Origin of the sequence: Limnohabitans planktonicus II-D5, from assembly GCF_001270065.2 — a bacterium.
GTDB classification, from domain to species: domain Bacteria; phylum Pseudomonadota; class Gammaproteobacteria; order Burkholderiales; family Burkholderiaceae_C; genus Limnohabitans_A; species Limnohabitans_A planktonicus.
Genome location: NZ_LFYT02000010.1, coordinates 87,557 through 100,522 on the forward strand (window position 1 = coordinate 87,557; position 12,966 = coordinate 100,522).

A 12,966-nucleotide genomic window follows, 5' to 3' on the forward strand; every position below is an offset into this window, starting at 1 on the left:
TAGGGAAATAAAAATTGAAAATGCCGCTCAGTGTCAGGGCCAATCGCTACATTGACCTGACAGGGGCGGCGATTTGATGGGCGGGCCAGGGCTCAGTCGCGCACATCCCCGATGGGGTTGAGCCCGAAGTCGGGCCGGGCCAAGTAGGACAACACTTGGTGGGCCGCCTGCTGGGGCGAGCTGAGCAGGCCCTTTTCCTTGAGTTGGGTAAATTTCGCCTGGTCCGGGAAGGCCTTGACCGCTGCGCCGCGCAGTTGCACCTGCATGTCGGTGTCGATCACCCCGGGTGCCAGCGAGCAGACTTTAGCACCGTGGGTTTTGAGGGCTTCGTCCAGCGCCATGCAGCGGGTGAAGTGGTCCATGCCCGCTTTGGCCGCGCAATAACCGGCTTGCGACGCCATGGCGCTGCGGCCCAGACCCGAAGAAATATTGAGCACGCGGCGCGGGAGGGTCCATGCATCGGTCGCCCCTAAAAATGCGGCGCACAGTTGCATGGGTGCTTCAAGGCCCACGCGCAGGGCCAGGGCCAGATCAGCGGGCTGGGACTGGCTCAAGGGGCCGATGGGCGGAATCACGCCGGCGTTGTTGATCAAGGTAGCACCGCTGAGTTCGGCGGGGTTTTGCGAGGCCAGCCACTGGCGCAGGCGTTCACTGGCGCTTTGTCCGTCAGCCAGGTCTTGCGTCCATTGCAACAAAGGCACATCGGCTTTTTGGGCGGCAGCCGCCAGTGTGTCGTTGCTGTGGCGCGAGATGCACAGCAGGCTGTTGCCCGCTTGGAGCAGCTGTTCTGCGATGGCCAGGCCCATGCCCCGAGAGGCGCCTGTGAGGATGTAAAGGTGTTTTGTCATGAGGAGCATGTTAGTGGCCCCATGCCCTGCACGTAAAGTGCGGCAGCACTCAATGAGTGCCGCAGTTGACAGCCCAACGCTGTTGGGCGGCGCTGAATGCGATTGATCAGCTGCTGCAGCTGACGCTGCCGCAACCGGACATGGTCACGTTTTTGATGGCCGATGGATCGGCCAATGTTTCGGTCACGCTGTCAAAGCCCACTGATTGGAGGTGCGCGGCCAATCCGGCGTCCATGCTGTTGGCATGACCCGGAAACCACTCGGCCAGAGCCTCGGCCATGCGGGTGATGATGGTGTTGTCGCTGTCCAGATAGTGGGCTTCGACCACCCGCATGGTCTCCAAAATGGTGGCGTGGTGCTCGGCGTGGCAGTTGTCGGCGGAAAAGCCGGTCGCCAGCATCCAGCGCTCTTCCTGGGCAAAGTGCTCCACCGTGTGGTTGAGGAACTCTTTGTAGACCGGCAACTGCTGGTCTTCCGGGGTGGCCAGAATCTGGTTGATCATGTCCACAAACTCCTGGTGGGTTTCGTCCATGCGCACATCGCCGGTGCGGAGGGATTTGGTCCAGGGCATGAGGGTGGGGCTGGCTGTGGTCATGTGGGGCAGGGTATAGAAGGTATAGCGGGATGGTTGGCGCAAATTATCGCGGAAGTGCCCTCCCGGCCTTGTCACGCCCCTCTCAAGACCGTCTGGGGCGATTCAAAGAGATGCATGGCCAAACCACATCACTGCCCGATGCCTGCGCGCTGGGCGGCCATGCGGTCGTGCGTCATCAACGGTTTTCGCTGATGGGAACGTCTTTGGGGTAGGTCATCAAATAGTCGGCCTTGAAGGTGGCTGTTGCCGAAGGGGGCAAGGTTTTTCTCCAGACCACGATGCCAGTTCCGGGACGCCAAGGTTGAGGCTCTACCGCTGGATCAAACACGGCTTGAACGCTGATCTGTGCATCTGTACCAAGGGGGCGTGCCTCCAGCACCTCCAGCTCAATGGGGATGCCGTGCAGGTTTTGCACTTCATAGTGGTGCGATTCACGCCGTTCCTGACGGGTGCTGATCAAACCCGCGCTTGCGGTTTGCTGGGGACTGGATTTGACCTGTACACGCACTTGCTCATCTCGTCCGAAGGGCAGCGTCAGTTGGGCTTCGTTGCCCATGCGCCAGGTACTTTGGCCAATGGTGTGCTGACCGCGCAAGAGTTGGAGTGAGCCGTCTGGCCAGACCCCAGCGGGGCGGGCCACTTCGGCCTTGAGCCAGGCGCTGGCTTCGGATGTCGGGCTGGTTTGTACAAACAGTTTGGCCGGCCAGTTTTGGCGTTCAAGGCTGAAAGCCACACGCTCTTGACCGCTGGCGACACCCACTTTGCCGGGCACCAGAAATTCGGTGGCGTATTCACCTTGTGCCACTTGGACCGCAAAGTCCAGAGCAGGTGCTGAGCCGTTGCGCTTTTCCATCGCGGGTGCTGGCGCTGATACCGCGGGCGTGGCCGGGGCCAGCATCATCACGCGTCCTTCGGGTAACAGGGGGCGGGGTGAAATGATCCAGGACCGAGGCAAAGGTCCTTGTGGTGCTGAACGGGGTGAGCCTGTTGACAGCCGCAAGCTCACGTCACGCCAGTCTTCGCCACTGTTTTGGCTGACCTGGGCCAGGCGTTCCATCTGCACGCTGGCATTGTTGCTGTCCAGTGTGGCGCGATAGGCGGGTGCCCATGTTGCCGCTTGCACGGGGTATCTCAGCCGCAGTTCGCTGTCTTGTTCGGCGCTCAACTGCACGCTCAATTGACGAACGTACGCTGGCGCTTGCTGACGCTCACGTTGGCTTTGCAGGGGTTTGAGTTCACGTTCTAAAGTTTCGCGCTCGCGAGCCAGGTGCAGCTGTTGCATGCGGGTCTTCAAACCGCTGCGTTGGACTTGCGCCATCGTCGTCGTCATGGCCTGTTTGGTTTTGTTTGGGCCGACGTTGGTTCTCAAATTTTTGAGATAGTTCAGCACCAGATCGTGTGAAGCTTCTTCTGCACGCAAAGCGGCAATGCGCTGCTCCAGTGTCGAAATTTGGGTGTCCAGTGGGCTGCGGGCACATGCAGGCACTTCGGCACGGGGCAGGTCTACCGCGCTGATGGCACCCAGCGTCACGCCAGGGCCCCCATCGACCCGCAGGGCCGACATGTCAAACGCTGTGCTCAGGCAGGGCAGCACCAGCTGGCGTGAATTGGCCGGCACTTTGGCCACACGCTCAATCACCGCCACACCGGGGTAAACGGTCACGTTCTGGATGGCGGAATGCACCTCGGTCGGCGGCGACTGCGCCCAGCTGGCGCTGGCAAAACACAGTGGCACCAGCCTGCACAGATGACTTGCACCGATTCGTAAAGATTGGATGGCGTGATTGGTTGAAAAGTTCATCTGCCGACCTCTTGGAGTATGGGGAGCCGTGATTTGTACGCATGGTACTTCAACGACAGGGCGAGGCAGGCAAGGTCGGGCTTTTCGAGAGGGCTACGTCCCTGTAGGTCACCACTCGCAGAGTCCGACGTTATGGGTTTCAGCACAGACCCATGTCGGGGTCTTCGACCGCCGACCTACAACATCATTGAGCATTGATCTGGTAGGTCGGCACTCGCAGAGTCCGACGTTATGGGTTTCGGCACAGACCCATGTCGGGGTCTTCGACCGCCGACAACATCTTTGCGCATTGAAAACTTCACGGGGCCGAATCAATGGGCCCCTGTAGGTCGGTGGCTTCAGCCCCGACGTGGGCTTTCGCCTTAGCCCGCATGACTGGTGCGCAGGCTTGCGACCTGCGGGGTATCAGCCCAAACGCACGCGATGCCGCGCAATCTGCAGACGTACTTGCGCGGGGGCTGTGCCGCCCAAGGTGTTGCGGGCATTCAGCGACCCCTGCAGGCTGAGCGGGCCGAACACATCGGCTTCGATGCGGCTGTCGAACTTTTGCAGAGTCTCCAGGGGCAATTCGGACAAGTCCACACCCAGGCCTTGGGCAGTCTTGACCGCATGAGCCACCACTTCGTGGGCGTCGCGAAACGGCAGGCCCTTTTTGACCAGGTAGTCGGCCAAGTCGGTGGCCGTGGCATAGCCCTTTTTCACGGCCGCTTCCATGGCAGCCGCGTTGACGGTGATGCCGCCTTCTTTTTGGCCCGTGGCGGGGTTGACCTGACCGCCCACCATTTCGCTGAAGATGCGCAGGGTGTCTTTGAGCGTGTCCACCGTGTCGAACAGCGGCTCTTTGTCTTCCTGGTTGTCCTTGTTGTAGGCCAGGGGTTGGCCCTTCATCAGGGTGATCAGGCCCATCAGGTGGCCCACCACGCGGCCGGTTTTGCCCCGCGCCAGCTCGGGCACGTCGGGGTTTTTCTTCTGCGGCATGATGGACGAGCCGGTGGTGAAGCGGTCGGCAATGCGCACAAAGCCAAAGTTCTGGCTCATCCACAAAATCAATTCTTCCGAGAAACGGCTGATGTGCACCATGCACAGGCTGGCCGCAGCGGTGAATTCGATGGCAAAGTCGCGGTCGCTCACGCCGTCCAGGCTGTTTTGGCAGACCTGTGGGTTGCCCGCCTCATCGACCATGCCCAGCGTGCGGGCCACGCGCTCGCGGTCCAGCGGGTAGGTGGTGCCGGCCAAGGCGGCGCTGCCCAGCGGCAGGCGGTTGGTGCGGCGGCGCACGTCGACCATGCGTTCGGCATCGCGGCTGAACATTTCCACATAGGCCAGCAGGTGGTGCGCAAAGCTCACCGGCTGGGCCACTTGCAAGTGGGTAAAGCCCGGCAGGATGACGTCGACGTTCTGCTCGGCCACATCGACCAGCGACTTTTGCAGGTCGGCCAGCAAATCGATGATCAAGTCCATCTCGCTGCGCAGCCAAAGGCGCACGTCGGTGGCCACCTGGTCGTTTCGGCTGCGGCCGGTGTGCAGGCGCTTGCCTGCGTCGCCCACCAGCTGGGTCAGGCGCGCCTCGATGTTCAGGTGCACGTCTTCCAGGTCGAGCTTCCATTCAAAAGCGCCAGTTTCGATCTCTTGGGTGATCTGCGCCATGCCGCGCTGGATGTCGGCCAGGTCGCTCGCGCCAATGATGTTTTGCGTGGCCAGCATCTCGGCATGGGCCAGCGAACCCTGGATGTCGGCTTGCCACAGGCGCTTGTCAAAGAACACGCTGGCGGTGTAGCGCTTGACCAACTCGCTCATGGGTTCAGAAAAGAGTGCGGACCAAGCTTGGGATTTTTTGTCGAGTTGGTTTGTCATAGGTGAGGGATTTTATCGGGCACCGGGCAGGCTCCCGGCCGGGCTCACATCAGGCTGGCCGCAATGTTGATGGTCAGGGCCAGCACCGTGGTGTTGTAAAAGTAAGCCAGCACACAGTGCACCAGCCCGGTGCGGCGCATGGCCTTGGAGGTGAAGGACACATCGGCCGTCTGGCCCGAGGTGCCGATCACCGCCGAAAAGTACAAAAAGTCCCAGTAGTCCGGCATGGGTTCCTGCGGAAATGCCAGACCGGGTTCGCGCCCGTGGCGTCCGCTCAGGTAGTAGTCGTGGGCGTAATGCATGGCAAACATCAGGTGCATGAACACCCAGGAACTGGCCACTGTTGCGCCCGTGAGGCCAATGTGCAGCAGCTTGTCGCTGCCGCTGAGAGATTTGATGGCCGAGAGCTCGGCCACAATGACCACCAGACTGGCGAGCACCGCCCCAATGGTCAGCAGCAGAATGGTCTTTTGGCCTTCGTCTTGGCGGTAGGCCCGCTGGCGCATGTGCTCCACATCCGACTGCCGCATGACCCACAAGGCCATCAGCAGGTACAGCGCAACAGCGGCGTTCCAGCACAGCAAAATTCGGGTGGTGGTCAGCGTGGGCCAGTCGGGTGGCAGCGCCAGGTGCAGTACCACGCCAAACAGGGCGGCACTGACCAAACGGATGCGGGCGTTGACCTGACGCATGAACGTGTGCAGGGGGCGTTTCATGAGCTCAATTATTGATCCGGCACGTTGAAGATTGAAATGTGTGAGAAATGGCATCCCGTAGGTCGGCACTCGCAGAGTCCGACGTTATGGGTTTTGGCACAGACCCATGTCGGGGTCTTCGACCGCCGACCTACATTTATCTCGTAGGTCGGCACTCGCAGAGTCCGACGTTATGGGTTTTGGCACAGGCCCATGTCGGGATCTTCGACCGCCGATCTGCATTTATCTCGTAGGTCGGCACTCGCAGAGTCCGACGTTATGGGTTTTGGCACAGGCCCATGTCGGAGTCTTCGACCGCCGACCTACATTTATCTCGTAGGTCGGCACTCGCAGAGTCCGACATTGTTGGTTCAGTACAGGCCCATGTCGGGGTCTTCGACCGCCGACCTACAACATCTTTGAGCATTGAAAATTTCACACGGCCGAATCAATAGGGCAAACTTCGGGTCTTGCTGCATGTGGACCATGGCAGCAAGCACACGGTCATCAGTCAACAGAGGAGTCATCAAGATGAACACGGAGCGCATCGACCAAGCGGTGCTGGCATTGCTGCAGTTGGGTTTGCATGACAGCAACAGGTCATGGAAAGGCTTTGATTGGGCTGTGATGGAGAGACTCCATGCCAAGGGTTTTATCTCGAGCCCGGTTGGCAAGGCCAAGTCAGTGGTGTTGACCGATGAGGGCTTGCAAGAGTCGGATCGATTGTTTCGGCTGTTGTTCGAATCAGATGAACAAAAGTCCTGAATCAGTTCTTGCCTGAATGCCACGCCGTGAGTGCGGCTCCGCCGCACTGTGAGAGTACATGTCGGCTTAGCCAATGCTCTGTAGTCGAAGGTCATCGCGGCAATGCGTGTTTCATATTTATAAAATCGCCAAAGATGTTATAAACAAACATTGGTATTCTGTTTTGTTCATTTGAGACCTTCGCCTGATTTTGAATGGGGCAACAGAATGATTTGAGCGTTTTGACACGACGCACTGTTTCATGGATCCCCCTGCAGGCATGTCATCACCTCTATCTCTGCGTCATTCCTCTGAACCGTCTTGGTTGTCCTTGTTTCGGCCTGTCTGGGTGGCCAGCTTGCGCAAGGTGTTTGCTTATGGCGGCCTGAGCAATCTGCTGGCTTTGGCACCTTCCTTGTACATGCTGGAGGTGTATGGACGGGTGGTCACCAGCCGAAGCGGCCTGACGCTGGTCATGATGACAGTCCTGATCATTGCGGTCTATGCGTGGATGGAAGTCATCGACTGGGTGCGTGAATCGTGGCTGCAGATGCTGGCCAACAAACTGGAGCTGCAGTTATCGCCACGCATCTGGAAAATGACGCAACAAGCGCAGTTGACAGGGCCTGGGCCGGTTCAGGCCAATTTGGCCGATGTCCAGCAAGTGCGCATTTTTTTGACATCCCCGGCCACCCTGGCCTTGGTCGATTTGCCTTTTGCCGTGGTGGTCATCCTGATCATTTTTGCCATTCACTTTTGGTTGGGGGTGGCCTCGGTGATGGCGGGTGCCGTGCTGGGTGTGGTGACCTACATCACCCACCAGCGTGTGCACCAGCCCATGGACCATGCCCAGCAGGCCGCTCAGACCTCCCAGATCTTGGCTTCTTCCCTGCTGCGCCAATCTGAAAGTGTGTTGGCCATGGGCATGCAAGACCGCGCTCAGCGGCTTTGGCAAGAGCGACAAGACGTTTTTCTGGACCTTCAGGCGCAGGCTTCCCATGGTGCAGGCTGGGGCTCGGCCATGTCGCGTTTCATCCAGGTCCTGCAGGCCTCTTTGCTGTTGGGCTTGGGCTGCTGGCTGACGCTGATGGGCCTGATTCCGGCCCATGGCGGGATGATGGTGGTGGCCTCCATCCTGGGGGCCAAGGCGCTCAGCCCCATCACCCAATTGATCATGCACTCACGCACCATTCATGAGGCCTGGGCTTCCTGGCAGCGCTTGGACAGTTTTTTGGGGCCTGCCCAAAAAGAAACACCCCCCATGCCGATGCCAGCGCCCAAGGGCTTGCTGAGCGGTGCAAATTTGAGTCTTCGCTCGCCGGACGGTCAGGCCGAGTTGCTCAAAGGTGTTCAATTTCGCCTAGAGCCGGGCCAGTTGCTTGCTGTGCTGGGCCCTTCTGGCGCGGGTAAAACCAGTTTGTCGCGCATGCTGGTGGGCATCTGGCCGCCTGCTACGGGCAAGGTGCGCCTGGATGGGGTGGACATTCATGCCTGGGATCGCGCCGAGATCGGACCACACATCGGTTACTTGCCGCAAAACGTGGAACTGTTTGACGGGACTTTGGCGCTCAACATCGCCCGTTTTCAGCAGCCCGATCAAAACTTGCTCGATGAAGTCATCACGGCCACAGGCTTGCAAGGGTGGATCGCAGGTCTGCCTCTGGGGCTGAACACCCCATTGGGTGTGGACGGCCATGTCCTGTCGGGCGGCATGCGCCAGCGCGTCGGGCTGGCGCGCGCCTTGTATGGCTGGCCGCGTCTGGTGGTGCTGGACGAGCCCAATGCGCATCTGGATGAAATGGGTGAGGCGCAACTGACGCAAACCCTGGCCATTGCCAAGGCCCGCAGCTGCACCGTGGTGCTGATCACCCACAGGACTGCCGTGCTCAGCCTGGCCGATCAGCTCATGGTGTTGCGTGACGGACACATGCAAGCATGTGGCCCGCGAGACGAAGTCATTGCAGCTTTGCAAAAAGCCATGCAACAGCCCCGCCCCACGGCAGGCGTCGCGCCATGAACGCCCTGATCCAAGCATTCCGCAAAGAATGGCGCCTGGTTGGCCTGTGGAGCTTGCTCATCAATGCAGGCATGTTGATGCCCAGCCTCTACATGCTTCAGGTGTATGACCGCGTGCTGCTCGGGCGCAACCAGCTCACCTTGCTCATGAGCACCTTGCTCCTGGTGGGGGTGTTGCTGCTGGTCTGTCTGGCCGAGATGGCGCGTTCGCGGCTGCTGGTGAACACCGGCATGCGCATCGACAAGGCATTTGCCCCTGAGCTTTTGCAAGCGAGTTTTCAGTCGCAAAGACTCCGGGGTCAGGTGCAGCCCGCACAGGCCCTGAACGACCTGACCCAAGTGCGTCAATTCCTCACGGGCAATGGCGTGTTTGCTTTTTTTGATGCACCGTGGGTGGTGATTTACATCGGGGTGATGTTTGTGCTGCACCCCTGGCTGGGGGTGTTGGCCATCGGCTGTGGCGCGGTCTTGTTGGGCATCGCCTGGGCCGGGCACCGCCTGGCTGCACAGCCCGCATTGGCCGCTTTGCAAGCGAGTCAACAAGTGCAGGCAGACCAGCAAGCCAAGCTGCGCAACGCCCAGGTGATCCACGCCATGGGCATGCTGCCCGCCTTGCATGCCGATTGGGAGTCACGACATCTGCGTCAGATGGTGGCGCAGCAATCGGTCGAACACATCAGCCACCGCTTGCAGGCCTTCAGCAAATTCTTTCGCTACACGCAACAGTCACTGTCCTTGGCCATGGGGGCTTGGTTGGTCGTTCGTGGTGACATCAGTCCCGGTGCCATGATCGTGGCCAGCACCTTGATGTCGCGTGCCTTGCAACCCCTGGACTTGCTGGTGGGCACCTGGCGGCCCATGCTCGCTGCGCGTGCGTCATGGGGCCGCATGACAGCTTTGCTGCGTGACCACGCACCACCACCCTCCGGGCCAAGTGCCCAGGCAGCCTGGTCCCCGGCCATCGACTGCCGCGCGGTCAGTGCCAACGCGCCCGGCAGCGATCAGGCGGTGTTGCAGAGCGTCTCCTTTCAGGTGCAAGCTGGCCAGGTGCTGTGCATCATGGGGCCAAGCGGCAGCGGCAAATCCACGCTGGCCAGAGTCTTGCTGGGTGTCTGGCCCCACACGCAGGGCGAGGTCTTGCTCGGTGGACAGCCTGTGCAGGGCCTGCCTGCTGCCTGGCGCACCGAACATATCGGTTACTTGCCGCAAGACATGGACTTGCTGCCCGGCACCCTGGCCCAAAACATTGCCCGCATGGGTGAAGTCAACAGCGAGCAAGTGGTAGCCGCTGCCCGTCAGGCAGGCATCCATGACCTGATCTTGCGTTTGCCACAGGGCTACAACACACCCACTGGCGAGGCCGGCATCATGCTCTCAGCCGGTCAAAAACAGCGCATCGGTCTGGCCAGAGCCCTGTATGCACAGGCCAGTCTGCTGGTGCTGGACGAACCCAACGCCCACCTGGACGATGCGGCCGAGCAGGCCTTGCTGGCCACGGTCCAATCGCTCAAATCAGAGGGCAAAACCGTGGTGCTCATCACCCACCGCAAACCGATTGTGCAAGCCGCCGACTGGCTGCTTGTCCTGGCGTCTGGGCAAGTGAAGCACTGGGGCCCGCCCTCGCAGGTGCTTGCCCAATTGACTGCAGCCATCACACTTCCACAGGGCCCCGTGACCACACCATGAATCCGTCAACACCCGCTGCCCCTGCGCCTGACACCGATGCGCACATTCGACAAACCCTCCAGGACACCCAACCCTTGCAACGCGTGGGCCGCTGGGCGCTGATCCTGGGCTTTGCGGGCCTGTTGGTCTGGGCCGCACTGGCCCCCATGGATGAAGGCGTGCCCACAGAAGGCCTGGTGACACTGGACACCAAACGCAAAACCATTCAGCACCTGCAAGGCGGCATCGTGCGGGATGTTCGGGTTCAAGAAGGACAGCAAGTCCAGGAGGGCGAGGTGGTCATGACCCTGGAGCAGGCCATGCCCCGGGCCCAGCTCGAATCGGTGCGTCAGCACTACCTGGCCCTGCGCGCCGCTGAAAGCCGTTTGCAGTCCGAGCGCCTGAACTTGCCCCAAGTGCAATGGCATGCCGATCTGCTGGCCGCCCAGAACGACCCCCTGACCCAGCCCCATCTGCAAGTGCAGACCCAGCTGTTTCAGTCACGCCGCTCGGCACTGGAGGCCAACGTGCGCGGACTGGCCGACAACCAGGCGGGCTTGCGCGCCCAGTTGGATGGCAATGCGCGCATGCTGGTGCAACGCAAGCGGCAATCGGCCTTGTTGCAAGAAGAGGTGAGCAACATTGCCGATCTGGTCAAAGAGGGCTATGCACCCCGTGCTCGCCTGAACGAACTGGAGCGCAACCTGGCTGATGTGTCCAGCGTCATCGCAGACCTGGATTCGACCGGGGTTCGTTTGTCACGCAGCATCGATGAATTGAACCAACGCACGCAGCAGGTGCGCTTTGAATACCTCAAGGAGCTGGACAACCAGTTGGCCGACATCCGCCGCGAAGTTCAGGCCGATGCAGAAAAGCTCACTGCCGTCACGCAGGACATGGAACGCACCGAAATCAAGGCACCCGCCACCGGACAGGTGGTCGCCTTGAGCGTGCAGACCGTGGGTGCCGTGGTGGGGCCGGGTCAAAGGCTCATGGACATCGTGCCCGAGCGCTCCCCCCTGGTGATCGAAGCACGCATCCCCGTGCACGTCATCGACCGCGTCAAGGCCGGTTTGCTGGCCGATGTCCGGTTTTCTGCCTTCGCGCATTCACCCCAACTGGTCACCGAGGCCCAAGTCATGTCGGTGTCCAAAGACCTGATCAATGAGCCGGAAACCCGGCAGTCCTACTTTCTGGCCCGTTTGGTGCTCACCCCCGAAGGCTTGCGCAGCCTGGGTGCGCGTGCTTTGCAGTCGGGCATGCAGGCCGAGGTGGTCATTCGCACCGGTGAGCGCTCGCTGCTGACCTATCTGGCCTATCCGCTGGTGCGGCGCTTGTCCCAATCCATGAAGGAGGAGTGAGGTGTTCCTCCAAGCCATCATGCGCCCAGGCTTGGCCGCGCTGAGCTGCGCCTGTCTGTTGGCGTGCATCCCCGCACAGGCCATGGACCTGACACAAGCCTGGCAACTGGCCCGCGACAAAGACCCCGGTTTCCGCGCTGCCGCAGCCCAAGCGGCGGCAGCCCGAGAAATCGAAGCACAGGCCCAGGCAGCGCTGCTGCCCAACGTCTCGGTCAGCAACAGCCACAATCAAGTTAACCTGCAACAAACCTTGGGCACGGTCACCACGCCTTACCAGTACAGCAGCCAAAACACAGGCCTGCTGCTGCGGCAAACCCTCTACCGCAAACCGCAATTCGAGCAACTCGAACAGTCCCGCGCCCAAAGCCGCGCCGCAGACGCCGAACTGCAACGCGCACAGCTGGAATTGCTGGGCCGCACAGCGGGCTATTACCTGGAGGTCTTGCTGGCACAAGACGTGCTGGCTTTCAGCCGTGTGCTGCTGCAGTCCACCCAAGGCCTGCTGAGCGCCGCGCAACGCAACTTTGACAAGGGCCAAGGCACCCGAACCGACATCGACGAAGCCCAGGCTCGCCTCGACATGGCCCAGGCGCAAGCCCTGCAAGCGAGCCAACAAGTGGCGTTCACCCGAGAGCAGCTGCAATCGGTCGTCTCGCAAGAGGTGCCCAACATGGTTGTCCGCAATCTGCCCACAGCGCAGACGCTGCCTTCTGTGGGTCAAGACATTCCCGAATGGATCGAACGCACCCTGGCCCAGCACCCGGAAATGGTGCTGTCCCGGGCCAAAGTCGAGGCCGCACAGGCCGAGGTCAAGAAACAAAACAGCGGCCACCATCCCACGCTCGACCTGGTGGCACAAGTCACCCGCAGTCAGGGGGAAAATGCATTGAACCCCAACTCCAGCTACCAAAACAGGACCCTGGGCGTGCAGCTCAACTGGACCTTGTACGCAGGGGGGCAAACCCAATCGGCGATTCGGCAGGCCGAGGCCAGCTTGTTGCGCGAGGAAGAACTGCTGGAACAAACGCGCCGCAACCTGAGCTTGCAAGTGCGCAAGGAATACCAGAACACCACCGCGGGCTTGCTGCGCGTCAAAGCCCTGGAGCAAAGCCAGCGCTCGTCTGACCAGATGGTCATCTCCACCCGCAAAGGCATTCAGGCGGGCACCCGCAGCCAGACCGACTTGCTCAACGCACTGCAACGCCAGGCCGAAGCCGGGCGAGACCTTGCCCAGTCACGCTACCAATTTCTGCTCGCCCACCTCAAACTGCAAACCATGGCGGGCACCGACCCCCAGCAGGTCTTGCAAGCACTGTCGGCTTTGCTGGATGTGCAGCCCTGAGCTGTTGTTCGATTGCGGCAACTACTTAGAAAAGTGTTGATAGTT

At 60.7% G+C, this 12,966-nt stretch carries 10 protein-coding genes; 5 read left to right on the forward strand and 5 right to left on the reverse strand.

Annotated elements, in window-relative coordinates; all coding sequences use genetic code 11:
- Positions 1 to 92: 92 nt before the first annotated feature.
- From H663_RS30420 to H663_RS30440, 5 genes are all read right to left on the reverse strand, one after another.
- Positions 93 to 848, reverse strand: a complete 756-nt coding sequence (locus H663_RS30420; RefSeq protein ID WP_053174172.1) for an SDR family NAD(P)-dependent oxidoreductase — start codon at positions 846 to 848, stop codon at positions 93 to 95.
- 106 nt (positions 849 to 954) lie between these two features.
- Positions 955 to 1,443 (reverse strand): bacteriohemerythrin, encoded by a 489-nt coding sequence (locus tag H663_RS30425; RefSeq protein ID WP_053174174.1) that lies wholly within the window; start codon positions 1,441 to 1,443, stop codon positions 955 to 957.
- A 175-nt stretch (positions 1,444 to 1,618) separates the two neighbouring features.
- Positions 1,619 to 3,244, reverse strand: coding sequence for a DUF4139 domain-containing protein (locus H663_RS30430; RefSeq protein WP_083451247.1), 1,626 nt, complete (start codon positions 3,242 to 3,244; stop codon positions 1,619 to 1,621).
- Between the two features lie 405 nt (positions 3,245 to 3,649).
- Positions 3,650 to 5,098, reverse strand: coding sequence for an argininosuccinate lyase (gene argH / locus H663_RS30435; protein ID WP_053174178.1), 1,449 nt, complete (start codon positions 5,096 to 5,098; stop codon positions 3,650 to 3,652).
- Between the two features lie 44 nt (positions 5,099 to 5,142).
- Positions 5,143 to 5,814, reverse strand: coding sequence for a DUF1345 domain-containing protein (locus H663_RS30440; RefSeq protein ID WP_083451248.1), 672 nt, complete (start codon positions 5,812 to 5,814; stop codon positions 5,143 to 5,145).
- A 510-nt stretch (positions 5,815 to 6,324) separates the two neighbouring features.
- Between H663_RS30440 and H663_RS30445 the strand changes: the two genes are divergently transcribed.
- From H663_RS30445 to H663_RS30465, 5 genes are all read left to right on the forward strand, one after another.
- Positions 6,325 to 6,558, forward strand: a complete 234-nt coding sequence (locus H663_RS30445; protein WP_420844046.1) for a DUF6429 family protein — start codon at positions 6,325 to 6,327, stop codon at positions 6,556 to 6,558.
- A 241-nt stretch (positions 6,559 to 6,799) separates the two neighbouring features.
- The gene (locus tag H663_RS30450; RefSeq protein ID WP_083451249.1) at positions 6,800 to 8,554 is read left to right on the forward strand and encodes a type I secretion system permease/ATPase; all 1,755 of its coding nucleotides are present in this window, start codon (positions 6,800 to 6,802) and stop codon (positions 8,552 to 8,554) included.
- Positions 8,551 to 10,239, forward strand: a complete 1,689-nt coding sequence (locus H663_RS30455; RefSeq protein ID WP_053174182.1) for a type I secretion system permease/ATPase — start codon at positions 8,551 to 8,553, stop codon at positions 10,237 to 10,239. The genes H663_RS30450 and H663_RS30455 overlap by 4 nt, the downstream gene beginning before the upstream one ends.
- A complete protein-coding gene (locus tag H663_RS30460; RefSeq protein WP_083451250.1) occupies positions 10,236 to 11,579 on the forward strand; it encodes an HlyD family type I secretion periplasmic adaptor subunit in 1,344 nt (447 codons plus the stop codon). The genes H663_RS30455 and H663_RS30460 overlap by 4 nt, the downstream gene beginning before the upstream one ends.
- Position 11,580: 1 nt before the next feature.
- Positions 11,581 to 12,921 carry a TolC family outer membrane protein gene (locus H663_RS30465; RefSeq protein ID WP_053174184.1) on the forward strand — a complete coding sequence of 447 codons (1,341 nt, stop codon included), beginning with the start codon at positions 11,581 to 11,583 and terminating at the stop codon, positions 12,919 to 12,921.
- The last annotated feature ends 45 nt before the right edge of the window (positions 12,922 to 12,966 follow it).